Origin of the sequence: Pseudomonas sp. s4 (assembly GCF_046764235.1) — a bacterium.
Lineage (GTDB): Bacteria > Pseudomonadota > Gammaproteobacteria > Pseudomonadales > Pseudomonadaceae > Aquipseudomonas > Aquipseudomonas asiatica.
In genome coordinates this window covers 3,955,595-3,981,577 of the sequence record NZ_CP177209.1, presented here as the reverse complement: position 1 = coordinate 3,981,577, position 25,983 = coordinate 3,955,595, and the positions used below count along the sequence as shown (strand labels likewise).

Below are 25,983 nucleotides of genomic sequence, written 5' to 3'. Positions count from 1 at the left end.
ATCCGTCGTCGAGGTCGGGGCTCAGAGGCTGGACTTGGCGATGACCTGCAAGGTCATCTGCTCCAGCAAGCGGTTCATGTGGATGAACTGGGCAAAGCGCTTGTCCTGGGTCTGGCCGTGGTAATAGCGGTAGTAGATCTGCTGGACGATGCCGGCCAGGCGGAACAGGCCATAGCAATAGTAGTAATCGAAGTTGTCCAGGCGGATACCGGCGCGCTCGGCGTAGTAATCGACGAACTGGCGGCGGGTGAGCATGCCCGGTGCGTTGCTCGGCTGGCGACGCATCAGCTGCACCGGCGCAGGGTCATCGGCCTCGATCCAGTAGGCCAGGCTGTTGCCCAGGTCCATCAGCGGGTCGCCCAGGGTGGCCATTTCCCAGTCCAGCACACCGATGATGCGCATGGGGTTGTCGGCATCGAGGATCACGTTGTCGAAACGGTAGTCGTTGTGCACGATGCCGGGCCGCGGGTGGTCGGCGGGCATTTTCTCATGCAGCCAGGCGGTCACCTGTTCCCAGCGCGGGGCGTCAGGGGTCAGGGCCTTTTCATAGCGGCTGGTCCAGCCCTCGATCTGGCGCTGCACATAGCCTTCCGGTTTGCCCAGGTCGGCCAGGCCGCAGGCGTTGTAGTCCACCTGGTGCAGTTCCACCAGGCGGTCGATGAAGCTCTTGCACAGGGCCTCGGTGCGGTTGGCGTCGAGGCACAGTTCGGCCGGGATGTCCGAGCGCAGGATAACGCCCTTGACCCGCTCCATCACATAGAACTCTCCGCCGATCAGGCTGCTGTCGGTGCAGTGCACATAGGCCTTGGGGCAGTAGGGGAAGCCGCTGTTGAGCTGGTTGAGGATGCGAAACTCGCGGCCCATGTCGTGGGCCGACTTGGCCTTCTGCCCGAACGGTGGACGGCGCAGCACGAAGTCGCGGCCCGGGTAGCTGACCAGGTAGGTAAGGTTGGAGGCGCCGCCAGGGAACTGGCTGATGCTCGGCAGGCCATCCAGGCCGGGGATGTTGGCTTTGAGGTAAGGGTCGATGACAGCCGCGTCGAGTTCTTCGCCGGGGCGTACCTGGGTGGACTGGTCGGTGAGCGTCATGCGTTTTCCTTATTCTCGATCGCAAGGACTATTGGCTAATCTAATGGTCCGCCGGGGATGGGACAAGCGTGCCAGATGCCATATAGGTGAGGGTGTTGCTGTTTGATCAACTGCCTTGATAGCGCTCACTTGTTTTTGTGGAAGTGCCCACAAGCCAGGCGGCCTTGTGCGGGCTGTTGGGCACGGGCAAAAAAAAACCGAAGCCGGTCAGGCTTCGGTTTTTCGATCATCCGCTATTTCCAACCCTCAGGACGGGAACAGCTCGCTGAGCTTCATCGACAGCATCATGTCGCCTTCAACGCGCAGCTTGCCGCCCATGAATGCCTGCATGCCGTCGGTTTCGCCGCTGACGATACCCTTCAGGGTTTCGCTATCCATCACCAGGGTGCAGTTGGCATCCGGGTTTTCGCCTTCCTGCAGGTCGCAGGTGCCGTCCTTGACGATCAGCGCGTAGTGCTTGTCTTCGTCGGTGATGTTGAAGCCGAACACCAGGTCCAGGCCGGCGGCAGCGGATGGGTTGAACTTCTCTTGCATCTTTTTGACGGCATCAGCTACGGAGGTCATGGCGCATTCCTTATAGAGTGATTTACACGTCCCCGCAGGGACACAACAAGCCGGGCTCATCGATAGGTGACAAGCTCCGGCGCCCTCAACAGCTGCACATGGGCCTGGCTGTTGAAGGAAGCCAGTGCCACGTCGCGGCCGCGGAACTTCAGCTGGCTGAGCGACGTGTTGATGATCTGCCAGTTCAGCGCGAACGCCTGTCCGGGGGTAATACGGGTAACCAGGTGGAGCAGGGCGGCAATGGTACCGCCCGAGGTGAAGATGGCGATATTGTCGCCGCTACCGGCAGCATCCAGTACGCGCTGCAGGCCGCCTTGCACGCGGGCGGTGAACGCCTGCCAGGTCTCCAGGTCATCGTCGGCATGTTCGCCATCGTGCCAGCGCTGCACCATCAGTGCGAACAGGCGCTGGAACTCGCTGCGGTGCTGCGCGCCATTGCGCAGGATGTGCAGGGCGTCGGGCTCCTGAGGCAGCAGCCGGGGCAACAAGGCGCGGATCACACCATCGGCATCGAACTCATTGAATGCTGTATCGGTCTCAACAGCCGGCACCGGGCAGCCATTGGCGTGCAATGCATCCAGGGCTAGGCGCGCGGTATCCTGCTGGCGGCGCAGGTCGCCTGCCACGCAGCGGTCCAGCCTTACACCGAGCTGGGCCAGGTGCTCACCCAGAGCCTGGCTCTGGCGCACGCCCACGGGCGAGAGGACATCGTAGTCATCGGCGCCGAAGGAGGCTTGGCCATGTCGGATCAGGTAGAGGTTGCCCACGAAAGGTTCCGGCCTGTTGGAGGTTGCTGCGAGGTTAGGATGCGGCACACGGGCTGTCAACGAAAAAACATACAAGCGTTTGAAAAGGTTGTTTGAAAGGTGTTGCCAGCGTTTGCCACGGCTGGCAGCACCTCAGGCGCAACGGTATGCTTGCTACAGTTACGCGCCGTAGTGGCGCAAGTCTTTAAGGAGTCAACGTGGAGTTTCTTGCTGAATACGCAAGCTTTCTCGCCAAAACCGCCACCCTGGTCATCGCCATCCTGATAGTGCTGTCGGCCATCGCCGGGCTGCGCGGCAAGGGGCGGCGCAAATCGGGTGGGCAATTGCAGGTCACCCGCCTGAACGAGTTCTACAAGGACCTGCGCGAGCGCCTGGAATCCGGCCTGCTCGACAAGGCCCAGCTCAAGGCCCTACGCAAGCAGCAGGCCAAGGCGGAAAAGCGGCAGAAGAAGGGCAAGGCCGAGGAAAAGGGCCGGGTCTTCGTGCTGGATTTCGATGGCGACATCAAAGCTTCTGCCACCGAAAGCCTGCGCAACGAAATCACCGCGCTGCTCACCCTCGCCACCCCGCGCGACGAGGTGGTGCTACGCCTTGAAAGCGGTGGTGGCCTGGTGCACAGCTATGGCCTGGCCGCATCGCAGCTGGCGCGCATTCGCCAGGCCGGCATCCCGTTGACCGTGTGCATCGACAAGGTAGCCGCCAGTGGCGGGTACATGATGGCCTGCATTGGCGAGAAGATCGTCAGCGCACCGTTCGCCGTACTGGGTTCCATTGGCGTGGTGGCGCAGCTGCCCAACGTCAACCGCCTGCTGAAGAAGCACGACATCGATTTCGAAGTGCTTACCGCCGGTGAATACAAGCGCACCCTGACCGTGTTCGGCGAGAACACCGAGAAAGGCCGGGAGAAGTTCCAGGAAGACCTGGACATCACCCACCAGCTGTTCAAGGACTTCGTTTCCCGCTATCGCCCGCAGCTGCACATCGACGAAGTGGCCACCGGCGAAGTCTGGCTGGGCGTCGCGGCACTCAACCGCAAGCTGGTGGACGAGTTGCAGACCAGCGACGAGTACCTCAGCGAACGCGCGCGCAACGCCAACCTGTTCCACCTGCACTACGCCGAACGCAAGAGCCTGCAGGAGCGAATCGGCATGGCTGCCAGTGGCACCGTGGAGAACACAGTGGTGGGCTTGTGGAGTAAACTCGGCCGCCTGCGCTAACACCTTGAACCCGTTGAAATTTTTTTTCGTTCAGGGGGTTGCAAGGTTAAAGGAATGAAGACATAATGGCGCCCATCGAAACGCAGCAAACTTTGAAAAAGGTTCAGTGTTTCAAGGAGATAGCGAAGCGCAAGCTGCTAGATCCGACCTTTGAGGCCGAGTAGCAAAGTGGTTATGCTCCGGATTGCAAATCCGTCTACGCCGGTTCGATTCCGACCTCGGCCTCCACCATTCGAAAGCCCCGCAACCATTGAGGTTGCGGGGCTTTTTTAATGCCTGCGGATTTTGTTGACCCCGGCCATTTGGGACAATCCTGGGGCTCACGGCTGATACCTCTCATCAATCCAGCGCCCAGGCGCCAGAGCGGGTGTAGGTTCGGGTTGGGTTTCGTGCGGGGAAAGCTGGAACTGGTTGCCGGCCTGCAGCTGGCTGTCGGGGATGCAACTTATGCCGTCGCGCCAGTCGAAACCGAAGGTCCAGCAGGTTGCGCCGCGCTCGTCGTCGTGGAAGACGTCAACACCTTTGGGCAATTCGCCTGCGCTGGCGCCGGTGGCCAGCAGCAGGAGGCAGAGGGCGAGGCGGGTCATTAATAGTCATCCCAGTTCAGTTCTTTGATGAAGTCGCCACCCGAGCACAGTCGCTCGTCTGCAATCGCGTCCACGCCATTGAGATCTTCCAGATCAGTCTTGGCACGCTCCATGGCGAGCTGGGCATGTCCGAGCTGGTGCCGCTTCCTCACTTTGTAGGAATGAAGGGCCTTCGCTTTATCCGGGTACGCAAACCGGCGCTTATCCCGTCAGGGCTAATCTCGTCGATATAGCGGAAGTGGTCCGGCCAAGCCGGTTGCTGTCTTCAGGCATGACTTCGTCCTTGGCCGCCATATCGCGGCAGTTGGCGAAAAAAGTTTAAGTTCTGGTGACTTTAATCTGTGGCGGGGTGTCCACCGGTCACGAGGAGTGCTTCGCTCCTCATCAGCGGTGGATCACATGAGCTCTATTAGCAAGGATCAACAGTTTCATGCGTACGAACTGCTTCGAAAGCTCGATACCTACACGGCTCAAACGATGAGTCAGGTTGTGTATGGTGTGACGTCCTCCTCCAGCTGGCGATCGGATTGCGACCAGCACCGACGCATTTTTGAAGAATGGATGGCTTTTGCTGCAACGATGCACCTGCCTGAGCCGCCGGACGAAGGCTGATCGCCGCTTGTCCGATTCAGTTTTCAGTATCTCCCGCTGCGGTTGATAACCGCTTCGTGTTCGCTATTGTGAACGTTCACCTATCGCATACAACTAAAGTCGTAGGAGATCGACATGAGGATACGCGGTGAAGTTTTCTGGCAATGGGCTGATCCTTCGCTTCACCACCGCACTCATGACGAGACCCTTGGCGATGGAACGCACATAGATGTCCAGGTGCGACTGTCGCGCGCAGGTAACACGCAAATGTTCATTGGAGTCTATGCCTCGACGGGCATGGCCCTTCACGAGGAGGCGTTCGATTCCCGTCCCGGTGAATCAATGACCAGGGCTTTAGCCTGGGGCGTCGGACGGGCTCGCCGCATTGCCACAGAAACTCTCCCAAAATCCGACCAGGTAGCCTGCTCGTGATAGGGGAGAGGGGTTGCTGGTGCGTTTCGCGGTAGCCAGCCAGGAACAGCAGGTAGTCGCTGTGGGTGCGCTGGTCTTCGAAGCCATTACTGTCCTTGCGCAGTTCTTGCTCGCTCAGGCCTAGCGGGTTGAGCCTGATGAGCACATCGCGTGGGTCGGTGTTGCTGGATCGGTTTTCTGTGGGCTGGGAAAGCCTCAATTATAAGATGCGCGCCTGTCGCACGGAGGACGCGCAATGTCGGGAACTGATAGCTTTAAGAATCTGTACAAGAAGATGGATGCCACGTCGAAAACTAGGTTTCATGCCTCTCGGCGCCTGCGCCTGCATGCGAAGCTTTCGACCTATACGGTCGTCATCCTGTCTCTGGTTCTGATCCTGGTATCTCTAATGCAGGCCTACGATCTAGGCGCAAATATCAAAAGGAAGGAGGTAGTCCTTCTTCAGGTTTTTGCATCGATCGCGGTGCTTGTGTATTCGCTGCTGATCGAGAAGAACGACTTTTCCAACAGGTCAGAGAAGATGTATTCCTACGCCTCTAAGCTAGGCGAGCTGAAGCAGGAGGCTCACCCACATAAAACTGCAGGTACCTTCGACCAGAAGAAATATGACGAGAGCTGGAAGGGGTACCACGACGTCCTGAAGCTTTACGAGACCCACTCGAACAACGATTTTCGAGGCGATTACCTCCGGGCAAAGCTTGAAATGCCTGAGGACTACCCTATGGATGGGTGGCAGAAATTTACGATGTCGGCAAAGGTTTGGGGCTCTTACGTCTTGAATTTCGCAACCTACCCCATGGTTGCTGCTGTTTTGGTTCTTGCTCTTTATTGGGTCTGGGTTGGATTTGGGCCTGCAACTGGTGAGTCTGTAGCGACACTTCAGTCCCCACAGAAGCAGTCGATGTCTTCGGCTAAGTAGTCGAAATCAAAATCCGTCTGCCTGGCGCGTTGGTCCGCTGACCAGGCAAGCGACCGGTAATTAGGGCGGTCCTGTCTGAACACCTGGCCGAACCGTTCTTCGGTGCCGGACCACCAGATCACCCGGGAAGGATCTTCCTGGATGGTCCTAATCAGCTTGGCCTCGTTCTTCTTCCAGCAAAGGTCGCAGTTGCCGTAGTCCGAGTCCATGCCAAGGTCAAAAGGTTGCTCGGCCCAGAAAGCTGCCACGTCCACCTTGATGACGCCGGCGACGTAGGATGGGCATACGCATCGGCGCTGAAGCCCAGCATGGACAGGGCTTTCTTGATGGCGTCGGTCAACGACTTCTTCGGCGCCTCACCATCAGAGGTCATGCCGTACTTGGTCTTGTACTGGTGCCGGGTGCACCCGTACTGCTCGACCTCGCCGCGCTGGCCGTCCTGCATGAACCAGAGCTGGATTTTGACGGTGTGGCCGATCTCCCGGCCCAAGCAGATTCGCTTGTCGCCTTCGCCGGAAAACACCTCGTGACCGTCGTCGAATCGCTCCTCAAGCACCTTCCAGCCCCAACCGATACCGACCGGGCCGAACATTTCGGTCGCCTTCATGACCATCGCGGTGCCGTTCAGGTTGGTGATCTTCTGGCCGCCGACCTCGGCGTTCTTGGTGCAGCGGGTATCGGTGGTCTGCACCTGCTCCCAGATGCGCATGTTGGTTGTGGGCATTGGAAAACCTCGCGCCAGGCCGGCGCCGTCAGTTGAAATAGGGGAAATGCCAGGTCAAGCCCTGATGTAGGCCAAGCGGCCTGTGCGTCGGCTATGGTTGTGCGCTATGGCGGGCATTTGCGCCTCACCGGGACGCGAAGAAAAGCGGCGATAAATGCTTGCAGATGCTGCGCTATAGCGGCGGCGGATGGTTTGGTTTACGGATTTCTAAACAAAACTTGCAGGATTTTGCGTTTATTATGTCGGCATTTTTCAGTATCTTGCTCTAATTCCCACGGGTGCTTCAAATTCCCTGTATAGTGACTGCGTAGCCGTTTTCTGCGGCTTCTCACTTAAGAGGTAGCTTTTATGCACCAGGCCATATCCCCAGAGACGCAGCGTGCCCATGAGCGCTTGAATGAACAGACTGACTTGTTCATCAAGCAGGGAGGCCAAATTGAAAGCGTTCCTTCTGGAGTCAGCGGCGTGCTAGCGAGCAAGCCGAAGGTCGTTTGGACGAACCCTCACACGGCCAAGCCGATTCACAAACGATAGCGCGCCCAGATGCACTGCTTGCTCGCTCCATGGTGAACGTGAGGGCACAACCTTGTTTGATGCGCCAAGTGATTCAGATATTGCCGTGCGGATTGGAGTGAGCGAGGCGGATGTAGCTCTTTACCGGGGTGATACATTTCGATTGAAAGATGGTTCGTGGCTCATCCATTTTTCCTTCGCAATGCCCCAAGAGCTACGGCAAAGCCTTACCGGCAGTTTCACCCTCCTTTTCAAAATGAAAGAAACAGGCGACAGGCGTATGAGTGAGCTGGATTGAGCATACGATCTGGATGCCAACTCAGCCCAAGCCCTGTCCCAGTGGTCCGCTTTATCTCTTCTGGAAGAGTGGGAAGCGCATACTCAAATAGCTCAGGACTTCTGAGCATTGAGAGGTGTGTATGTCCAGAGATAGGTATGGCGTAGATAGTGACAGACAGGTCAGTCAGCCAGCCGATAATGAGGGGCGGCTACAGAGATCAGTCGATCAGAGTGAGAGCGCTTTCCAAGAGAACTGTGACGACAATTTCGACAGCCCTCCCTTTCGAAGAGGGCAGAAGCAGGGCCCGCCGGACCCATCGAGGGTATCCCATGCAGAGCGTTATAGTTATCACAAGCGCCCATTGGAATAACGTTCAGCTGTAGATGGGCCTAAATGTAAAAGCCTGGCCCGGTGCCGGGCTCTTTGGGTGTTGATTTCGCGCCAAATGACCAAGTGGCGGGCCCGCTGGTAGGAGTTCACACCCGAACCTCGTAGCCCAAGGTCGACTCTCCGCAGATGCAGGCCCGGCAGTTCCAGGCCTGCGGATTTTCGATACTGGCCAGTTCGGCCTGGTGCATCGCGGCCGCGAAGGTTGGACCCTTGAACAACATCAGCACCCGGTCGCCGGGCATTGCCTGACTCTCGGGCAGTTCAGCGACCTGCTCATCAATGAGCGTGGTGATCAGTGGCGTTGTCATGCAGCCTCCTTGCGCCGAACGGCAATACGCCGAATGCGCTCGCAGTAATGTTTGAACTCGTTGGAGTCGATGACGAGGATCGAGGATGGAGAAGTAGGCGACGACCATCGTCTCCGCCTTCGCATCCTCCACCGGGCCAGACCCGGTAGAAGCATCGTCTCGATTGCTGCCTCGATGGCGCTCACCGCCACGCTGTGGGGATTCATTCCGCGTCCTCGGCCTGGGCCAGCACCGCTTCCTTGGCAAAAGGAGTGCGTAGCTGCCGAGCTATCTCTTCAAGCTGGCCCATCGCGAACTCATCCACCGCTTGGGCGAAGCGCTCGTAGGTCACGCCACGCTGGTGGAAGTTGCGCTGGAAGACTACGTTACGGCGCGCCAACAGCATCCGCGATGCCATCGTCGAACCAGCGCGCCTCAGCTTCCTCAGCCGCGCTCTCGCTCACCGGAGGCGGCAACTGGTTGTCGTACTGCCATTGTGCTGCTCGAAGTGCGCCCATGGCGGTCCTCCTACACAGATGGGGTGGATGGTAGGTTTGTTTGTGGGCGGGGTAAGTCGTGAATAGCGCTCGGATAAAGTCGCGTAGTGCGCTGATGTATGCAATTGCCTTAGAATGCTCGCCTTTCACCCCTCAAAGGAATGAATACGTGGTGAGCAATAACGCAATCTGCTGCCCGCAATGCCAAGGTCAAAACGTCCAGCTTCTGTCTATCATCCATGCTGCTGGCACTTCTCACATACAAGCAACCCACCAAGCGCAGTCCCAATCCGGATTCGGACCAAGCGTGACCGTTGAAACTTCAGGTCGGCATCAGACCAATTTGGCGGCAAGCGTCGGTCCACCTCCAGGTAAGCGCTTGCTTGGCCCGGTCATCCTTACGGGGGTTGGTGCAATCATCTTGTACGATGGCCTCAAGCTTATGAACACCTTCTGGGGCGTTGATTGGTCAAGGTTCTTCATAGGCGCGATATTTATCACCGTCGGTGTAATTGGATTCGTTCGCCACTGGAAATTCAACGTCGCACAGTACGACAAATTGGAAGAGTGGCGCCGCACTTGGATGTGCCACGCTTGTGGCACTCGATTCATTCCGTAAACGGTATTGAGAGGGCACCTGCGGGTGCCTTTTCTTTTGGCAGATCTGTTCAGTATTGCGCTGGAGGAGAGGAACAATGCCGGACGCTATCGTCCCATGGCATCCGTATCAGCGAACCCTTGATCAGCCTAAATCCCCCTCAACGATAAGCAACTCACGACGATAGGCGCGTAATGCCATCGCCTTTGCTTGCGAATAGGCGGGATCGGCATAGCACGCCTGGGCCTGGGCATAACTGTCGAACTCGACCGCCAGCGCCCGTGTGCTGGTATGCGACTCGACCAGCGCTGTCGAATCGAGAGCCTTGAGCCTGGCGCCATAATGCTCGGCGATTGGCGCCCACAACCGGCCATATTCCTGCTGCGCCTGCGTGTCGGTAACAGCAGTCCCCAGAATGATCCAGTAACCTTTCATCAATTACTCCTGTTTGCATGTTCTGTACGAGAAGCCTGCCTCAGGGAGCCAGCCAGCAGGATTGCCACAATCCTTCATGGCGCAGGAAGCGCGCCCGTTGCTGAACGGGTCGTGTGAGATCCAGCCACTCCAGCGCTCGCGGCTCGATGCATAGGATTGCGAAGTGCTCGAAACGTAACCGTCTGGCCAACTCACCCCTCAGCACACAGACCAGCTCGGACAAGAACGGGTGGAAAACAAAGCCTTGCCCGCAGGTATACCCATTGAATAAGCCTGTATCTGACGTAGGTCATGCAGAGCCTGCCAGCGGGTCGCAATCGACGATGGCTTCATTGTATACTTCGGCTCCGCATACCCCTTGAGCTACAGGAACATCAGCATGACTGTACTCCAAACGATCTACTGGCAGCCTACGCCGCCTTAGCGCTACGCCCCCTCGCAACAACCTGCTTCCGCTAGCCTCGCTCGCGGGTGCTCACTGCTGTACGCCTGGTTTTACACCTTAAGCACACAGCAAAAAATCCTCAAAATTTGAATTTGTATCGATTCGCTCGCCACTCCCTTGGCGTGCGCGATGCTTTGCCTTGGATATTTATATGCTGCAAAAACTTAGACAAACGTGGTTTTCCAACGTCCGTGCCGACGTGCTCGCGGGGCTGGTGGTCGCACTCGCGCTGATCCCGGAAGCCATCGCCTTTTCCATCATCGCCGGGGTAGATCCCAAAGTCGGTCTCTACGCCTCCTTCTGTATCTGTGCTGTCATCGCCTTTGTCGGCGGGCGCCCCGGAATGATCTCGGCGGCGACAGGCGCCATGGCACTGCTGATGGTTACGCTGGTAAAAGAGCATGGACTCCAGTACCTGCTGGCCGCGACGCTACTATGTGGCGTACTTCAAATCCTTGCCGGCTACCTGAAGCTCGGCTCGTTGATGCGCTTTGTTTCACGCTCGGTAGTCACCGGCTTCGTAAACGCATTAGCGATTCTGATTTTTATGGCGCAATTGCCTGAGCTGACCAATGTCACCTGGCATGTCTATGCCATGACCGCTGCGGGCCTGGGAATCATCTACCTGTTCCCGTATGTACCGAAAATCGGCAAGGTGATTCCCTCTCCATTGGTGTGCATTCTGACGCTGACTGCCATCGCCATTTACCTCGGTTTGGATATCCGCACCGTCGGTGACATGGGCCAACTGCCTGATACGCTCCCGATCTTCCTCTGGCCTGAAGTTCCGCTGAATTTTGAAACCCTGCGCATCATTTTCCCGTACTCGGCTGCGTTGGCAGTAGTGGGTCTACTCGAATCAATGATGACCGCGACCATCGTCGACGACCTTACCGACACCACCAGCAACAAAAACCGCGAGTGCAAAGGCCAGGGTGTGGCCAACATCGCTGCCGGCATGCTTGGCGGCATGGCAGGTTGCGCCATGATCGGCCAGTCGATCATCAACGTGAAATCTGGTGGCCGCACCCGTCTCTCGACATTGTGTGCCGGCGTTTTCCTGCTGCTGATGGTGGTATTTCTTGGCGAGTGGCTCTCCAAAATCCCTATGGCGGCACTCGTGGCTGTGATGATCATGGTGTCCATCGGCACCTTTAGCTGGGATTCCTTGCGTAATCTGAAAGAGCATCCGCTGTCGACCAACCTCGTCATGGTGGCGACCGTCGTGGTCGTCGTGGCCACTCACAATCTGGCTTACGGCGTACTGGTAGGTGTGCTGCTGGCCTCCCTGTTCTTCGCAAACAAGGTCGGGCACTACCTGGATATCAAGAGCACTCTTGAAGAGACGAAATCGCATCGGACTTACCGCGTCGTGGGCCAGGTGTTCTTTAGCTCTGCGGACAAGTTCACTGAGGTTTTTGACTTCAAGGAGGCGCTCAACAAGGTCACCATCGATCTCACACAGGCGCATTTCTGGGATATCACCGCCGTCGCAGCGCTGGATAAGGTCGTGATCAAGTTCCGACGCGAAGGCGCTGAGGTTGAAGTGCTCGGTCTCAATGAAGCCAGCGCGACAATCGTTGACCGCTTCGGCGTGCATGACAAACCCGGTGCCATCGACAAGCTCATGAGCCACTAAGGAGAACGACAATGACCCGCGTAATGGCATGCATTGATAACTCACAATCCTCATTGGCGGTCTGCGATTACGCAGCATGGGCCTCGCAACGACTCAGCGCTCCCCTGACCTTGCTTCATGTGCTGGATAAGGAGAAATATCCTGCATCCGCTGACCTCAGCGGCAATATCGGTCTCGGTAGCAGAGAACATCTGCTGGAAGAGTTGGCCATGCTGGATGCGCAGCGGGCAAAACTGGCGTTGGAGCATGGGCAGCACATGCTTGAAAAAGCTCGCGAGCGAACAGTTCACTCTGGCGCCATGTCACCTGATATGAAGCAGCGCCATGGCCATCTCGTCGAGAGCCTGAGCGATCTCCAAGACGATATTCGGTTACTGGTGATTGGAAGAGTCGGTGAGGACAGCACGCGCAGTGCCCAAAGTCTTGGCAGCCAGATTGAAGCGATAGTCCGAACTATCCACCGCCCCACCCTGATTACAACCAGCCATTTCAGGAAACCTGAAACGGTCATGGTGGCATTTGACGGCAGCGCAACAGGCCACAAGACCTTACAGATGCTTGCTTCAAGCCCGCTGTGCGAAGGCCTGCCAATTCATATCGTCATGGTTGGAACGGATTCTGAAGACAACCAGAACGCGCTGGAGAAGGCACGAACCACGCTTGCGTCTTCCGGCTCGCTGGTGCATTCCGAGATCCGCCCAGGCGAAGTAGAGTCCACACTGCATGCGTATCAGGCAGAGCACGGCATTGACCTCTTGGTCATGGGGGCGTACGGGCACTCACGCATCAGGCAGTTTCTGATAGGCAGCACGACCACGACGATGCTGCGTACATCCACTGTACCCTTATTGCTGCTTCGCTGAGCCAGTTCCACTGGCCACAGTATTTCCAGAACTGAGGAAATACCGTGGCCACCCTGGACGATGACTAACTGATCTTGCCGCTACGAGACCACATGCAACTCATAACTGAAATTGTTCACCCCGAGCTGAAATCCAAGCAGGGCAGAGTATTCCGTCGACATGCAGCTCGCGGCATCGTGATGCGGGGTGAACAGATCCTGTTGCTGTTCACCGAGCGCTATAACGATTTCAGCTTTCCTGGAGGCGGCCTTGATGGTGACGAGGACATTGTCGCAGGCCTGAAGCGTGAGCTTGAGGAAGAGACTGGTGCTCGTGAAATACAGGTGCTCCAGCACTACGGTTACATCGAGGAGTACCGGCCCTACCAAAAGCCACAGTACGATCTGATGCACATGACCTCGCATTTTTATCAATGCGAAGTAGCGCCCCAGCTAGAGCCGGTGAGAATGGAAAGCCACGAAATCGCTAATGGTATGCGGCCTGTCTGGATCAACCTGCATGAAGCCATCGCACACAATGAAGCCGTCATGCAGCGTCACGAGTCTTCGATGGGGCAGTCAATTCTGCGCGAAACCTACATGCTGAGAAAAGTCGCTTCCGAATTGTTGATGCCAATCAGCCTTTGAGCTGACTATTTGGCGAAGTCCACTTAGCCTGCCTCAGGCAAGCATCCAATGCTGCGGGAGTAATTGCGTGATTTCGCTCGCCCGCTGTGTCGGAAGCCGCATCAGTACATCCTTGAGATAGGCATACGGATCGTGCCCATTCATACGCGCCGACTGGATCAGGCTCATGATTGCCGCCGCCCTTTTTCCACTGCGCAGCGACCCGGCAAATAACCAGTTCGAGCGCCCAAGCGCCCACGGCCGGATCAAATTCTCGATCTGGTTATTGTCGATGGGCACAGCACCATCTTCCAGGTAGCGCGTCAGCGCTACCCAGCGTTTAAGGCTGTAATCCAGGGCCTTGGCCGTGGCCGAACCCTCGGGCACAAGTTCGCGTTGGGCCAACATCCACTCATGCAGTTTTTCAGCGATGGGCACCGCTGTTTCCTGACGTAATCGCCAGCGGGCTTCGTCGCTCATTTCCTTGGCGTGTCGCTCGACTTCATACAACCCGCCAATCGAGTGAAGCGCCTGCTCCGCCAACTGGCTTTTATTGGCTGCATGCAGGTCGAAGAATTTGCGGCGTGCATGGGCCATGCAGCCGATTTCGGTGATGCCCAGCTCGAAGCTGGCCTTGTAGCCGGCGAAGTCATCGCAGACCAGCTTACCGTTCCACGTGCCCAGGAAGTTACGCGCATGTTCGCCGGCACGGCTGGGGCTGAAGTCGTAGACCACGGCCTTTAGGGCCGAGAAAGGCGTGGTGCTATAGGCCCACACGTAAGCGCGGTGGGTTTTCTTTTCGCCTGGTGCGAGCATCTGAACCGGGGTCTCATCGGCGTGGATCACGCCCTGGGCCAACACATGCTCACGCAGCGCATCGACCAGAGGCTGGAGCTGCACACCGGTCTGTCCGATCCATTGCGCCAGTGTCGAACGGGCGATGGGCAGTCCGGCCCGACCAAAAATCTTCTCCTGCCGGTACAGCGGTAAATGGTCGGCGAACTTCGCCACCATCACGTGGGCCAAAAGGCCTGCGGTCGGGATGCCCTTGTCGATCACTTGGGCCGGTACAGGCGCCTGGATCAGTGTTTCACACTGACGGCACGTCCATTTTCCACGCACATGCCGCTCAACTGTGAACACGCCCGGAGTGTAATCGAGCTTCTCGCTGACGTCTTCGCCGATTCGCTGAAGCTGGCAGCCGCACACGCACTGAGTATTCTCTGGTTCGTGACGGATCACGGTTCGCGGAAACTGCGGCGGCAGTGGTGCACGCTTGGGCTTATGACGTGGCTCGGCCGGTGCGGCCGGCGGATTGGCTGCCTTCAGCTCGGCTTCGATAGCTGCGATATCGGTATCGAGCAGATCATCAAGCAGACTGCCTTGGTCGGGGCTCAGTTGCTCGCTGCGCTTGGCGAACTTGTGTCGCTTGAGGATGGCGATTTCATGAGCCAGTTGCTCGTTGACCGTTTCGAGGCGTTGGATTTTCTGGCTCATGGAGTCGACCTGGGACAGCAACTGCATAGCCTGTTCGGCCAAGCCGCGCAGCTGTTCCGGTGTCATCTGGTCGAGATTGGGCGAGGAAGTCATGCCGCTGATTGTGTCAGAGCAGGTCGTCAACAGCGATAAACCGATGGGCTAATGGCAGGGGCTAAAGCACTGTGATCGCGCTGCCTGCGCCGACCCGCTGCCACGGCAAACCCAGTACCAAGGCTTGAAGTTGCTCGTTATCGAGTTCGACTTCCGATCCGTGACGGATGCCGGGCCAATGAAACTTGCCTTGGTTCAATCGTCGCGCTGCCAGCCAAATGCCCACACCGTCATGCACCAAGACTTTCATTCGGTTGGCACGGCGATTAGCGAAGAGGTATGCGCAGTGCGGCTTCGCCACACCGAACACCGCGATCACCCTGGCCAGCGCGGTCTCGGTACCGGCGCGCATGTCCATAGGCTCGGTGGCAAGCCAGATGGCATCGATCCGAATCATTCCAACAGGTCTCGCAGAAAGGTGGCACAGGCGACAGCGCTTTCGGTCGGCCAGTTCACTTTGACGGTGCCACGCGGGTGCTGGATTTCAATGCAGATACTTGATGAAGCTGCCTGCGAATGTCCTCCGGCTAGCGGCAAGGGCACTGGAATGAAAGCAGGTTGCAGCGCCATAGTTTTGTTCGTGAGTACCCTAATCCATTTATGTACGAGGTTCGCGTTAAGGCTGTGCTTCTGCGCGACGCTGGCAATCGATGCGCCGGGCTGGGCGCACTCTTGGACAACTTGGGCCTTGAAGGATTTTGAATAGGAACGGCGTTGTGACTGCATGGAAAGACCCGCTTAAAAGGCTAGAAATGGTGTCCACTTAAATTAGGTGGACACCATCGCCTTTGGCGTCGGGGTCAGGAAGGTGAGTTGGCCGGACGGTTACCTCGAAACCGCCCTGGATGCGTTCGTAGGCGACTTCAGGGCTTTCAATCACCTGCCCCGGCACAGCGCCATGACGGAACAATGCCTGTGTCTTGTCACGCGCCGCCGACCAGCAGCGTCGTCGATACTCGATGTCCTCGATCAGGGTGGCAAGCCCCTCCATGCGCACCTGGGTCAGGCCGCAAGGGCTCAGTGCCGTTAGTGCAACGCGTGGATCAACGGCAATCTGCGTGCATTTTGCCGAGCGCCTGTCCGCGTAAAAGTACAGCGCGCCTGCACGGGCATCGGCATCTCGCAGTACAACTGTCCTGGAGACGGGCCATCCTTGCTCGTCCAGGGTGGACAGTTGCATGAGCCGATAAGGGTTGCGCACCGGGCCGACCGGGATCGCCAGTTGCGCCCATATGCTCTGAAACAGATCGTCCAGCATGAAAAAACCAGGCTCCATGAAACGAGGGCCGCAGCAATGCTGCGGCCACGGACGATCAAATGCTGCGTGTTACGCCGCCATCGACCCTGATGTTCTGCCCAGTGATGTAGGCCGCGCCTTCGCTAGCAAGGAACGCAATGGTCGCAGCGATTTCTTCGCTGGTGCCGTAGCGCTTGAGCGGCACGCTGTCGCGGCGTTGCTCGGTGCTCGGCAAGCTGTCGATCCAGCCCGGGAGGACGTTGTTGATGCGCACATTATCGCCGGCGAAATTGTCGGCGAAGATCTTGGTGAACGCGGCAAGGCCCGAGCGGAATACAGCAGAAGTCGGGAACAGCTCGCTGGGTTCGAACGCCCAGGCAGTGGAGATGTTGATGATCACTCCGCTCTTCTGACGCTGCATGTAAGGCGTCACCAGGCGAGTCGGGCGAATGACATTGAGCAGGTAAGTATCCATGCCCTTGTGCCAATCCTCGTCGCTGATTTCCAGGATTGGCGCGCGCGGACCATGGCCGGCGCTATTGACCAGCACATCGATACGGCCCCACTTCTCCACGACAGCATCGACCAGGCGTTGCAGGTCTTCAACCGACTGGTTGCTACCGGTTACACCAATACCGCCGAGCTCGGCAGCCAACGCCTCGCCCTTGCCCGAAGAGGAAAGAACCCCAACCTTGAAGCCTTCGGCGGCCAGGCGTCGCGCTGCTGCGGCGCCCATGCCGCTGCCACCTGCCGTGATAATCGCAACTTTTTCTACTGACATGCTGCCTCCAATCTCCCAATGCTGATTTTTCAGGTGCATTCACCTTAGCAGCAGCCCCATTGGTGAGGGAGACAGCTAAACTTCACTATTACGATAGATTAACTATCGGCAGCTTGTTGCTTGAGCCAGCGTTGGACCACGCTCAACGAGTCCGGCTGTTTCATCTTGCGTGGCCAGACCAGATAAAACGACTTGTCGATCCTGAGTTGCTGGGTAAAAACCTGCATCAGCCGGCCTGCGGCAATGTCATCACCGACGAACGCAGGGCTGGCCAGGGCAATGCCCTGACCGCTGATTGCCGCTTCAATGGCCAATGAGGTCTGATTGAAACGCAGGTTTCTGGCTGTGGGCTGCATGTGTTGTGGGAACAGCTCTGCAAGGAACTGAGGCCAGAAATTATGGGCATCGTGCAACATGACGAAATCCTGCAATTGCGCAAAGCTTGCAGGTATTTCGCTGCCTTCGAACAGCTTTGGGCTGGCCACCGCAACGATTAGCTGCTCCATCAGCAGTTCGCTATTCAAGCCCGCTCCGAACTCGGGCTTGCCATAACGGACAGCGATATCCACACCATCGGTGCTGAAGTGCGACAGCCGATCGGTTGCCAGCACACGCAAATCGATGTCTGGATGACTCTGCGCAAAATTGCCGAGCCTGGGAATCAGCCATTTTGAGGCGAAGGTAGGTGTAACGCTGACTGTCAGGTGAGAAGTCTGTGGCCGAAGCAGGCGTGTTGCCTCGTCGATCATGGCCAGTGCACTTCGAATGCTCCCGCTATAGCCCAGGCCTGCATCAGTCAACGCCAAACCGCGGGGTAGGCGTTCAAACAAACGCAGATCCAGGCTCGCTTCCAGCCCGCGTATCTGCTGGGCAACTGCCGCCTGGGTCACACCCAGTTCCTCGGCAGCCACACGGAAGTTCAAGCGGCGAGCCACCACTTCAAAAACACGCAACGCGTTCAGTGAGGGCAAATCAGGGAAACCGTCTGGCATGGCAATGAAAATTCTATCGAGTTGTGCAGTTTTTCTGTTTCTCTGATGCCTTCACAAGGTTGATAACCTGATCGGGCTCGAAAGATTCACTGTGCCGAGGCTACTCCCCGAAAATAGCTAAAGAAACCCGTGCCAATCGAAAGCATCGCTTGGCTAGCTTGCTGAAACGTTTCTTCGAGTCTATAAAAGGGAACAACTCCAAGAAAGGCAACCTGCCATGCCCCTCCTCAAACTCTTCGTTGCGCTTGGCGCCCTGACTGCGGCTTCCAACACCCTGGCCTGGGATTACGTTCTGCTCGACACCGACAAAGCCGCCCAGAACTGGCAGATCACCAGCCAGCAACTTGGCGTAAAAACCGACAAGCCCTTCAGCGTTACCTTGCGCACCTTGCACGGCGGTCGGCAAGAGGGTGTCAGCATCGTCGACATCGATAACGGTACGATGAAACTTTCGGTCGTGCCGACCCGTGGAATGAACGTCTTGCAGGCGTCGGTCGGCAATGTGCGCATGGGCTGGGATTCGCCGGTCAAGGAAGTGGTCAACCCGTCCTTCATCGACCTCAACGGGCGCAATGGCCTGGGCTGGCTGGAAGGTTTCAATGAACTGGTCACCCGCTGCGGTTACGAATGGGTCGGCCACCCTGGCGTCGACAACGGCGAACTGCTGACCCTGCACGGTCGGGCTGCCAACACTCCTGCGAACCAAGTCACCCTGCACATTGATGAGAAGCCCCCTTACGCCATTACCTTGCGTGGTGTAATGAAAGAGCAGGCATTCAAGAAAGTCGACTTCTCCGTCGTGACCGAACTGGTCACCGAACCCGGCAGCGTGAAGTTCGCCCTCAACGACACCTTGACCAACAACGGTGACTATCCGAAGGAATACCAGGCGCTTTATCACAGTAACTTCAGCACCCCGTTTCTGGAGCAGGGCGCTCGTTTTGCCGCGCCAGTGAAGCAAGTGTCGCCATTCAACGACAAGGCAAGGGCAGATCTGCCCGACTGGCAAACCTACCGAGCGCCGACCAAGGACTATGACGAAACGGTTTACAACGTGGTGCCGTATGCCGATGACCAGGGCAATACGTTGACCGTGTTGCATGACAAGGCTGGCAATCTGGGCGTTTCGGTCGGCTTCAATACGCGGACACTGCCTGTATTCTCCCTGTGGAAAAATACCGATACACAAGGCCAGGGTTATGTGACCGGGCTCGAGCCGGGGACGAGTTTTTCCTACAACCGCCGTTACCAGCGGCCACTGAACCTGGTGCCGACAATCGGGCCGAAGGAACACAGGCAGTTCCACATCAGCTACAGCTTGTTGGCGGACAAGGTGGCAGTGGACAAGGCCTTGAAGCAGGTTGGCGAGATACAAGGTGGGCGCGAAACCGAGGTGCGGCAGACGCCATTGGTTGATCTGACCAAGGGGTAACGCCGACCAGGGCATGTCGGCCCTGTCGACTAGTCAGATCTATCAAGTTGTTGGGTTCATACCTTTGCTGAAAGGCTGCTTTCGACCCACGGCGGACACTGATCCAAAGCTCTGTAGTCAGTACCGGCCTCATCGCCGGCAAGCTGGCTCCCACAGGAATATCACCAGCCGTCAGGCATGCGCTGTACCTGTGGGAGTCGCGCTTGCCGGCGATGGGCCGCGAAGCGGCCCTGGTTACAGATTTCCGCTATGGGTCGATAGCTGTCTGTCGACTACGGCCCTAGGATCCATCGCCCGCCGCTCCGCCCATTCAAACGCTAGCCTTCAGGCGGGGATATCCCACAAACGAATTCATCCGATCCCAGGCGGTGCGAGCCGAACTCCACAACATAGCCTGCCCCGCGGCGCACCGCCTCGGCCCTGGCGGTCCTCTGGTCGGCAAACACATCGACGAAATGCCAGGGATGCCGGTCTCTCAGTACGCCCCATCCAAGTACCCAGCCGTCATTGTCCGGGTCGGGTGGCAGGTTTTTCGCCAAGCTGCGGATGCCCATACGTTCACTCCGATGTGCTAGCCAGTCTTCTGCTTGCGAACCGACTACAAACCACGACTTGGATAAAATCGTGTATCAAGCATAGCGCTTACCTGAAACCAGGACCTAAGGCGCGCCCATTTCAGGGTAGTGTGCGCTGCACCAACAGCCAGCGCACATGGGTCATCACCCCTCGAACTGAATCACCATCCGCCCTTTGATCTTGCCCTCCAGCATCTCATCGAAGATCTGGTTGATATCCTCGATCGGTCGCAGAGTCACCTTCGGCACCACTTTCCCTTCCGCCGCAAACTGGAAAGCTTCCTGCAGGTCCTGGCGGGTACCGACCAGCGAGCCGATCACTTCGATACCGTCCAGCACCAGGCGAGGGATGTTCAGGTTCATGGCTTCCGACGGCAGGCCGACCGCAACCAGGCGGCCACCCGCACGCAGGGCGTCAACGGCCGAGTTGAAGGCAGCCTTGGCAACGGCGGTAACCACGGCGGCATGGGCGCCACCGGTCTTGGCCTGGATGACCTTGGCGGCATCTTCGGTGCGTGAGTTGATGACCAGGTCAGCGCCCATCTCGCTGGCGAAGCGCAGTTGCTCTTCGTTGACGTCGATGGCGATCACTTTGGCGTTGAAGACGTTCTTGGCATATTGCAGGGCAAGGTTGCCCAGGCCGCCGAGGCCGTAGATGGCGATCCATTGGCCGGGGCGGATGTTGGAGATCTTCACCGCCTTGTAGGTGGTGACGCCGGCGCAGGTAATACTGCTGGCGGCAGCGGAGTCGAGCCCGTCGGGCACTTTGACCGAGTAGTCGGCCTTGACGATGCAGGCTTCGGCCATGCCGCCGTCCACGGTGTAGCCGGAGTTCTTCACTTCGCGGCACAGGGTTTCGTTGCCGCTGTTGCAATACTCGCAATGCCCGCAGCCCTGGTAGAACCAGGCCACGCTGGCGCGGTCGCCCGGTTTGAGCGAGGTGACGCCTGGCCCTACTGCCTGGACCACGCCGATGCCTTCGTGACCTAGCACCACACCGGTCTTGTCACCGAAGTCGCCATTTTTCACATGCAGGTCGGTGTGGCACACACCGCAGCATTGCATCTTCAGCAGCGCTTCACCGTGCTCGAGGGGGCGCAGGGTTTTCTCCACCACTTCCACGCGACGGCCTGGTGCAACAACAGCAGCTTTCATACGAGCCTCCGTATCCTGTTCCGAATGGGCTTGCTTATCGCCGGCTAAGCATAGCCCTGGGCCGATACGGTAAAACTGCCTCAGGTCATGGTCAGAGGCACTGTGCATGCCACAAAAAGAAAAGCCCGCGGCAACGATGCGGCGGGCTGTAAGAACATAGGGAGCAGGGTTAGTGTGCCCAGCGGGATGTCAGCATTTTGTGAAGCTCAGGTGATGGACTTGTCATGCATGGCTCAGCTCGAGTGTGGTCAGCATGGGCCGGGTTCCATGTGATTTCACTGCACTGGACGCAGGGGGAGTGGCAGCAATAAAAAAGCCCGCCGGGTATGGCGGGCAAGCAACGTTTGAAGGGAGAGCCTGCAGCTTGGGTCCGGCCGGTTAACCCAGCATTAAGCGGTAATGCATTGACCTGTGCAGCCGATCCGCCTATACAGGCCTGCCACCAGCCCAGGAGTCAGCATGCGCGACGAAGATGACCTGCACGAACCCGAACATGATCACCTGCTTGATCACGAATTCCTCTACGACGACACTGAGGCAGAAGCCGATGCCCGAGGCGTCGAGGATGACATCGAGGAAGACGAAGAAACGCTGGATGACCTTGATGAAGAAGAGCGTGGTCACCCAGCCTGGTTCGACGACTGCGAAGACGACTGAGTCAGCGCCCGTCCACCGAAAAACGCCCGGGGCCGCTTACCGCCAGTAACAACATGCCGCCCATGATGCTGAGGTTTTTCAGGAACTGGGTCATGTTGGCGCTGCGCTCAGGGTCGACCATGTTCCAGAACGGGTGGCCCAGCAGCGCCGTGCCCAGCACGAACAACGCAAACAGGAAGGCCAGCGGCCGGGTGTAGAATCCGAGGATCAGCAGGATGCCAACGGCGAATTCCATGAGCACGGCTACTGCCGCTGCCAGCATGGGGGCAGGAGCGCCCAGTGAAGTCATGTAGCCGACCGTGCCTTCGAACCCGGTCAGCTTGCCCCAGCCAGACAAGACGAACAGGATCATCAGCAGCACACGGGCAATCAGGATAATGATGTCGCGTTGACCATCGAACAGGGAGTAGCGCATGGCGGCGTTCCAGTGGACGGGTTCAAGCTCCACTCTAGCAGCTGCGCAACACCTTGCAGGCGGGCAGCAAAAAGGCGCCGCGAGGGCGCCTTTTGCGAAGAAATTTGGTGCGAGTGGCGGGACTCGAACCCGCAAGGCTCACGCCGACAGATTTTAAGTCTGCTGTGTATACCAATTCCACCACACTCGCACGCTTGAAGGGGCCGTAACGACCAGCTCACTTCTAAGCAGAAGGGCTTCGCAATCAAGCGCGCTTTATAACCCATTGTTATAGTTGAGTCAACCACAGCGCCTATGATCAACAGAATGAAGGTCGATCGAATGGGCAATTGACACCTTGCTATCATTACGCCACTGTTGCCCTTTTATTGGATCCAAAGAGTGTGCGGTGATGACTCTGTCCGATACTCCCGAGCGTATAGTGCACCCACGGCTATTGTGGCGACTTTTGTTCGTGCTGGTCGTCGTGCTGGCGGCATTTCTCTACCTGAGCCTGATCAGCCTGGGCGGTTATCTGCTGATGCTTGGGTTCGATGCCGAACACTCTCAACCGCAGCGGCTGATGGCCCTGGCCGGTGGAGGGCTTATCCTGCTGGTCGGCTTGTGGCTGCTGAAAGTGGCGATGCCTCGGCGCATCAGCCTTGTGCTGGTTGAGCCTGGGCGTTGAACCTCGCAATATTTTCCCTCCTGCTGTGCCGGTGGAGTTCGCATGGTTTCAGCTGACTGTCTCGATCACCCTGTCATGACTGCCCAACGCTATGAACAGCTGGTTCAGTCGGTGGTGGATTACGCCATTTACATGCTTGATCCTTCCGGCCATGTGGTGTCGTGGAACGCAGGCGCGCAACGTATCAAGGGGTACCGTGCCGATGAAGTGATCGGCCAGCATTTCTCGTTGTTCTTCACTCCGCAGGATTGCACCGAGGGCCGCCCGGAGCGCTTGCTGCGCCAGGCGCTGGAGCAGGGCGAGGCGCAGGATGAGGGCTGGCGCGTACGCAAGGATGGCACGCAGTTCTGGGCGCTGGCCGCCCTGGATGTGATTCGCGATGACCAGGGCCAGATTGTCGGCCTGGCCAAGGTGACCCGGGACATCACCGACCGCCGCGAGTCGGCGCTGCAACTGGACGCGGTGCGCGCCCAGCTGTTCCAGGCACAGAAGCTGGAGGCCCTCGGCCAGTTGACCGGTGGCCTGGCGCATGACTTCAACAACATGCTGACCATCATCATCAGCTCGGCGCGCTTGGCGCTGGCCACCCAGGACCCGGCACGCGCCCAGCGCATGTTGCAGCACATTCTCGATGCCGGGCAGCGGGGCACCGAGCTGACCCAGCAGTTGCTCAGCTTTGCCCGCCACCGCAAGCTTGATGTGGCTTGCGTCGCCCCGGCGAACCTTGTTGCCGCCACCCGTGGTCTACTGGAGCATGCGCTGCCTGGATCGATTGACCTGGAGGTGGTGCTGCAACCGGACCTGCCCCTGATCGAGGTGGATGCCGGGCAATTGCAGATGGTACTGCTCAACCTGTTGTTCAATGCCCGCGATGCCATCACGGGGCAGGGCCGGATCGGCTTGACAGTCGAGGTGGTCGAGCTGACCGGTGAGGTGGAGGGCCTGCACGGCGGGTTTGTGCGTTTCGAGGTCGAAGACAGCGGCGAGGGCATCGCGCCAGCGGTACTGCCGCGGATCTTCGAACCGTTTTTCACTACCAAGCCCTTTGGCAAGGGGACTGGCCTGGGCCTCAGCCAGGTGTATGGTTTTGCCAGGCAGAGCGGTGGTGCCATTTGCGTCGACAGCGAGCCCGGCCGGGGAACTTGCATGCAGCTTTACTTGCCAATCTATCAGCACACGGACAGCCAACTCGACAGGTAGAACACCATGGCACAGGCACTCAGGCGGCTGGTGACGGGGATCGATGGGCTCGATGCGTTGCTCCAGGGTGGCCTGGTGGCTGGCGCGTCCTACATCATTCAGGGCCCGCCGGGGGCGGGCAAGACCATCCTCGCCAATCAGCTGGCCTGCGGGCATGTGCGCGGTGGTGGCCGGGTGCTGGTGGCCACCTTGCTCAGCGAGTCGCACGAGCGGCTGTTCCAGTACCTGGCGACCCTGGAGTTCTTCGACCCGGCGCTGGTAGGTGATCCGATCCAGTTCGTCAGTGCCTTCGATACCCTGGAGCAGGAAGGCCTGGACGCCGTGGTACGGCTGCTGCGCCAGGAAATCGCCCGCCAGCAGGCCAGCCTGCTGATCGTCGATGGCGTGCTAAATGCCCGGGTGCGTGCGGAAACCGCGCTGGATACCAAGAAATTCGTCTCTGAACTACAGGGCCATGCGGCCTTTGCGGGCTGCACCGTGCTGCTGCTGACCAGCGCCCGGCTGGACGAGGGCAGCCCGGAGCACACGATGGTCGACGGGGTGATCGAACTGGGCGAGCAACTGTTTGGCAGCCGCGCCGTGCGTCATATCCAGCTGCGCAAGACGCGGGGCAGTGCGGCGTTGTCGGGGCGCCATGAATGCCTCATCGATGAAACCGGCATGCATGTATACCCGCGCCTGGAGTCACTGTTCAGCCACCCCAGCCAGGCGGGCAGCGCCACCTTGGAGCGCATCCGCAGCGGGGTGGCGACCCTGGATGAAATGCTCGGTGGCGGCCTGGCCACGGGCTCGGTCAGCCTGCTGATCGGGCCCTCGGGTATTGGCAAGACGTCATTGGGCCTGGCATTTCTCGGTGCCAGCAGCCCGCAGGCGCCGGGGCTGCATTTCGGCTTTTACGAAACGCCGGAGCGCCTGCGTATCAAGGCCGCGTCGCTGGGTTACGATTTTGCAGCCATGGAGCAGGCAGGCATCCTGCAGCTTTGCTGGCAGCCGACTACCGAGGGCCTGCTGGACCAGGTCGGGGCGCGCCTGCTCGAGCGGGTCGAAGCGCAAGGCAGCAAGCGCGTGCTGATCGACAGCCTGGGGGCGTTCAGCCGCCTGGCCATCGACCCGGCGCGGCTCAATGCGTTTTTCCGCGCCTTGGTCGGCGAACTGCGCGCGCGCGATGTCAGCGTGATGCTGACCTGGGAAATGCGCGACATTTTCGGCGCGGAAATCAGCGCCCCGGCCCCGGACCTGTCAAGCATCGTCGACAACTTGATGCTGATGCGCTTCGTCGAGCTGGATTCGCAGCTGCGGCGCATGCTGTCGATCCTCAAGGTGCGTGACAGCCACCATGACCCTGCCTTGCACGAGCTGCTGATCGGGCCGCAGGGCATTACCCTGCGCAAGGCGTTCGAAGGCGCTTGCGGTGTGCTTTCGGGAACGCCGGTGCCGCAGGGGAGCGGGTGACGAGGCGGGCGATGAACACCATCCTGATCGTCGATGACGAGTACCTGATTGCCGACATCCTCGGTTTTGCCCTGGAGGACGAGGGTTTTCTGGTGGAAAAGGCGAGCAACGGCTACAAGGCGCTGGAGGCACTGAAGGAAAAGCGCGTTCAGCTGGTCATCACCGACTACATGATGCCACTGCTCAACGGTGAGGAGCTTGTGCGCTCGATGCGTGAAGACCCGGCCTTGAGCGAGTTGCCGGTCATCCTCATGAGTGGCGCGCAGGCCAACCAGGGATGCCCGGAACTGTTCGCCGCGGTGTTCGACAAACCGTTCGACATGGACTGTATGATCGCCAAGGTGCGCGAACTGCTGGGCACCTGAGGCGCGGCGCGATCAAGCGCGTC

At 58.5% G+C, this 25,983-nt stretch carries 30 protein-coding genes, 2 tRNA genes and 2 pseudogenes; 16 read left to right on the top strand and 18 right to left on the bottom strand.

The annotated features are described in order from the left end of the window. Positions 1–21: 21 nt before the first annotated feature. The 3 genes from ACK56M_RS18505 to ACK56M_RS18495 all read right to left on the bottom strand — a co-directional run bounded on the left by ACK56M_RS18505 (position 22) and on the right by ACK56M_RS18495 (position 2,420). A complete protein-coding gene (locus ACK56M_RS18505) occupies positions 22–1,089 on the bottom strand; it encodes a phosphotransferase family protein (RefSeq protein WP_406833687.1) in 1,068 nt (355 codons plus the stop codon). Positions 1,090–1,335: 246 nt separating this feature from the next. Beyond that, positions 1,336–1,653 (bottom strand): SCP2 sterol-binding domain-containing protein, encoded by a 318-nt coding sequence (locus ACK56M_RS18500; RefSeq protein WP_003257405.1) that lies wholly within the window; start codon positions 1,651–1,653, stop codon positions 1,336–1,338. Between the two features lie 56 nt (positions 1,654–1,709). After that, positions 1,710–2,420, bottom strand: coding sequence for a histidine phosphatase family protein (locus ACK56M_RS18495; protein WP_264209574.1), 711 nt, complete (start codon positions 2,418–2,420; stop codon positions 1,710–1,712). Between the two features lie 197 nt (positions 2,421–2,617). Between ACK56M_RS18495 and sohB the strand changes: the two genes are divergently transcribed. Beyond that, positions 2,618–3,637 (top strand): protease SohB, encoded by a 1,020-nt coding sequence (gene sohB, locus ACK56M_RS18490; RefSeq protein ID WP_015270902.1) that lies wholly within the window; start codon positions 2,618–2,620, stop codon positions 3,635–3,637. Positions 3,638–3,791: 154 nt separating this feature from the next. Continuing rightward, a tRNA-Cys gene (locus ACK56M_RS18485) sits at positions 3,792–3,865 on the top strand. Positions 3,866–3,957: 92 nt separating this feature from the next. Here the strand turns inward: ACK56M_RS18485 and ACK56M_RS18480 are convergent. Next, positions 3,958–4,224, bottom strand: a complete 267-nt coding sequence (locus tag ACK56M_RS18480) for a hypothetical protein (protein WP_015270900.1) — start codon at positions 4,222–4,224, stop codon at positions 3,958–3,960. A 399-nt stretch (positions 4,225–4,623) separates the two neighbouring features. Between ACK56M_RS18480 and ACK56M_RS18475 the strand changes: the two genes are divergently transcribed. The 3 genes from ACK56M_RS18475 to ACK56M_RS18465 all read left to right on the top strand — a co-directional run bounded on the left by ACK56M_RS18475 (position 4,624) and on the right by ACK56M_RS18465 (position 6,166). Next, positions 4,624–4,836, top strand: coding sequence for a hypothetical protein (locus ACK56M_RS18475; protein WP_043935721.1), 213 nt, complete (start codon positions 4,624–4,626; stop codon positions 4,834–4,836). Between the two features lie 114 nt (positions 4,837–4,950). Then, positions 4,951–5,247, top strand: a complete 297-nt coding sequence (locus ACK56M_RS18470) for a hypothetical protein (RefSeq protein WP_043935719.1) — start codon at positions 4,951–4,953, stop codon at positions 5,245–5,247. Positions 5,248–5,482: 235 nt separating this feature from the next. Then, positions 5,483–6,166 (top strand): SLATT domain-containing protein, encoded by a 684-nt coding sequence (locus ACK56M_RS18465; RefSeq protein ID WP_015270898.1) that lies wholly within the window; start codon positions 5,483–5,485, stop codon positions 6,164–6,166. A gap of 283 nt (positions 6,167–6,449) precedes the next feature. Here the strand turns inward: ACK56M_RS18465 and ACK56M_RS18460 are convergent. Further along, positions 6,450–6,890: pseudogene (locus ACK56M_RS18460) on the bottom strand (Rad52/Rad22 family DNA repair protein); the annotation flags it as partial. Positions 6,891–7,238: 348 nt separating this feature from the next. On the opposite strand from ACK56M_RS18460, the gene ACK56M_RS18455 reads away from it, so the two are divergent. Both ACK56M_RS18455 and ACK56M_RS18450 read left to right on the top strand, forming a co-directional pair. Continuing rightward, a complete protein-coding gene (locus tag ACK56M_RS18455) occupies positions 7,239–7,424 on the top strand; it encodes a hypothetical protein (protein WP_015270896.1) in 186 nt (61 codons plus the stop codon). Between the two features lie 52 nt (positions 7,425–7,476). Continuing rightward, positions 7,477–7,701: a hypothetical protein gene (locus ACK56M_RS18450; protein ID WP_080604889.1), complete on the top strand. Its 225-nt coding sequence runs from the start codon at positions 7,477–7,479 to the stop codon at positions 7,699–7,701. Positions 7,702–8,159: 458 nt separating this feature from the next. Here the strand turns inward: ACK56M_RS18450 and ACK56M_RS18445 are convergent, their stop codons facing one another. The 3 genes and pseudogenes from ACK56M_RS18445 to ACK56M_RS18435 form a co-directional block, all read right to left on the bottom strand. Further along, on the bottom strand, positions 8,160–8,381 hold the full coding sequence (locus tag ACK56M_RS18445) for a hypothetical protein (RefSeq protein WP_015270895.1): 222 nt from the start codon (positions 8,379–8,381) through the stop codon (positions 8,160–8,162). A gap of 202 nt (positions 8,382–8,583) precedes the next feature. Next, positions 8,584–8,878, bottom strand: a pseudogene (locus ACK56M_RS18440) (hypothetical protein). Positions 8,879–9,599: 721 nt separating this feature from the next. Then, entirely contained in the window at positions 9,600–9,890 is a 291-nt protein-coding gene (locus ACK56M_RS18435) for a DUF1330 domain-containing protein (RefSeq protein WP_015270891.1), read from the bottom strand. A 596-nt stretch (positions 9,891–10,486) separates the two neighbouring features. Between ACK56M_RS18435 and ACK56M_RS18430 the strand changes: the two genes are divergently transcribed. The 3 genes from ACK56M_RS18430 to ACK56M_RS18420 all read left to right on the top strand — a co-directional run bounded on the left by ACK56M_RS18430 (position 10,487) and on the right by ACK56M_RS18420 (position 13,463). After that, complete coding sequence (locus ACK56M_RS18430; protein ID WP_009684101.1) at positions 10,487–11,974, top strand: SulP family inorganic anion transporter; 1,488 nt, start codon at positions 10,487–10,489, stop codon at positions 11,972–11,974. An 11-nt stretch (positions 11,975–11,985) separates the two neighbouring features. Beyond that, entirely contained in the window at positions 11,986–12,837 is an 852-nt protein-coding gene (locus tag ACK56M_RS18425; RefSeq protein WP_012316922.1) for a universal stress protein, read from the top strand. Positions 12,838–12,929: 92 nt separating this feature from the next. Then, a complete protein-coding gene (locus tag ACK56M_RS18420) occupies positions 12,930–13,463 on the top strand; it encodes an NUDIX hydrolase (protein ID WP_009684099.1) in 534 nt (177 codons plus the stop codon). A 33-nt stretch (positions 13,464–13,496) separates the two neighbouring features. Here the strand turns inward: ACK56M_RS18420 and tnpC are convergent, their stop codons facing one another. The 6 genes from tnpC to ACK56M_RS18390 all read right to left on the bottom strand — a co-directional run bounded on the left by tnpC (position 13,497) and on the right by ACK56M_RS18390 (position 18,042). After that, positions 13,497–15,032, bottom strand: a complete 1,536-nt coding sequence (tnpC, locus tag ACK56M_RS18415; RefSeq protein ID WP_009684098.1) for an IS66 family transposase — start codon at positions 15,030–15,032, stop codon at positions 13,497–13,499. A 61-nt stretch (positions 15,033–15,093) separates the two neighbouring features. Beyond that, entirely contained in the window at positions 15,094–15,429 is a 336-nt protein-coding gene (gene tnpB, locus ACK56M_RS18410) for an IS66 family insertion sequence element accessory protein TnpB (RefSeq protein WP_009684097.1), read from the bottom strand. Then, the gene (tnpA, locus tag ACK56M_RS18405) at positions 15,426–15,758 is read right to left on the bottom strand and encodes an IS66-like element accessory protein TnpA (RefSeq protein WP_009684096.1); all 333 of its coding nucleotides are present in this window, start codon (positions 15,756–15,758) and stop codon (positions 15,426–15,428) included. The genes tnpB and tnpA overlap by 4 nt, the downstream gene beginning before the upstream one ends. Positions 15,759–15,795: 37 nt before the next feature. Continuing rightward, a complete protein-coding gene (locus ACK56M_RS18400; RefSeq protein ID WP_411958889.1) occupies positions 15,796–16,290 on the bottom strand; it encodes a pyridoxamine 5'-phosphate oxidase family protein in 495 nt (164 codons plus the stop codon). Between the two features lie 55 nt (positions 16,291–16,345). Next, on the bottom strand, positions 16,346–17,050 hold the full coding sequence (locus ACK56M_RS18395; protein WP_015270889.1) for an SDR family oxidoreductase: 705 nt from the start codon (positions 17,048–17,050) through the stop codon (positions 16,346–16,348). A gap of 98 nt (positions 17,051–17,148) precedes the next feature. Further along, positions 17,149–18,042, bottom strand: coding sequence for a LysR substrate-binding domain-containing protein (locus ACK56M_RS18390; protein WP_054572100.1), 894 nt, complete (start codon positions 18,040–18,042; stop codon positions 17,149–17,151). 217 nt (positions 18,043–18,259) lie between these two features. On the opposite strand from ACK56M_RS18390, the gene ACK56M_RS18385 reads away from it, so the two are divergent. Next, entirely contained in the window at positions 18,260–19,474 is a 1,215-nt protein-coding gene (locus ACK56M_RS18385) for an aldose 1-epimerase family protein (RefSeq protein ID WP_264209573.1), read from the top strand. A gap of 317 nt (positions 19,475–19,791) precedes the next feature. On the opposite strand, the gene ACK56M_RS18380 is transcribed toward ACK56M_RS18385, so the two are convergent. Together ACK56M_RS18380 and adhP are read right to left on the bottom strand one after the other, a co-directional pair. Then, positions 19,792–20,028: a hypothetical protein gene (locus ACK56M_RS18380; protein WP_013973199.1), complete on the bottom strand. Its 237-nt coding sequence runs from the start codon at positions 20,026–20,028 to the stop codon at positions 19,792–19,794. Between the two features lie 165 nt (positions 20,029–20,193). Further along, positions 20,194–21,204 (bottom strand): alcohol dehydrogenase AdhP, encoded by a 1,011-nt coding sequence (gene adhP / locus ACK56M_RS18375; RefSeq protein ID WP_013973198.1) that lies wholly within the window; start codon positions 21,202–21,204, stop codon positions 20,194–20,196. Between the two features lie 459 nt (positions 21,205–21,663). Between adhP and ACK56M_RS18370 the strand changes: the two genes are divergently transcribed. Then, complete coding sequence (locus ACK56M_RS18370) at positions 21,664–21,861, top strand: hypothetical protein (protein WP_015270883.1); 198 nt, start codon at positions 21,664–21,666, stop codon at positions 21,859–21,861. Position 21,862: 1 nt separating this feature from the next. On the opposite strand, the gene ACK56M_RS18365 is transcribed toward ACK56M_RS18370, so the two are convergent. Beyond that, positions 21,863–22,276 (bottom strand): DoxX family protein, encoded by a 414-nt coding sequence (locus ACK56M_RS18365; RefSeq protein WP_015270882.1) that lies wholly within the window; start codon positions 22,274–22,276, stop codon positions 21,863–21,865. A gap of 105 nt (positions 22,277–22,381) precedes the next feature. Next, positions 22,382–22,466, bottom strand: a tRNA-Leu gene (locus ACK56M_RS18360). A gap of 201 nt (positions 22,467–22,667) precedes the next feature. Here ACK56M_RS18360 and ACK56M_RS18355 point away from each other — a divergent pair. From ACK56M_RS18355 to ACK56M_RS18340, 4 genes are read left to right on the top strand one after another with little or no spacing between them, the layout of a single operon-like run. Further along, positions 22,668–22,943: a hypothetical protein gene (locus ACK56M_RS18355; protein WP_043935716.1), complete on the top strand. Its 276-nt coding sequence runs from the start codon at positions 22,668–22,670 to the stop codon at positions 22,941–22,943. Positions 22,944–22,985: 42 nt separating this feature from the next. Continuing rightward, positions 22,986–24,143 carry a two-component system sensor histidine kinase NtrB gene (locus ACK56M_RS18350; RefSeq protein WP_043935714.1) on the top strand — a complete coding sequence of 386 codons (1,158 nt, stop codon included), beginning with the start codon at positions 22,986–22,988 and terminating at the stop codon, positions 24,141–24,143. Between the two features lie 6 nt (positions 24,144–24,149). Continuing rightward, positions 24,150–25,595, top strand: coding sequence for an ATPase domain-containing protein (locus ACK56M_RS18345; RefSeq protein WP_015270879.1), 1,446 nt, complete (start codon positions 24,150–24,152; stop codon positions 25,593–25,595). 11 nt (positions 25,596–25,606) lie between these two features. Continuing rightward, positions 25,607–25,960 (top strand): response regulator, encoded by a 354-nt coding sequence (locus tag ACK56M_RS18340; RefSeq protein WP_015270878.1) that lies wholly within the window; start codon positions 25,607–25,609, stop codon positions 25,958–25,960. Positions 25,961–25,983 lie beyond the last annotated feature (23 nt).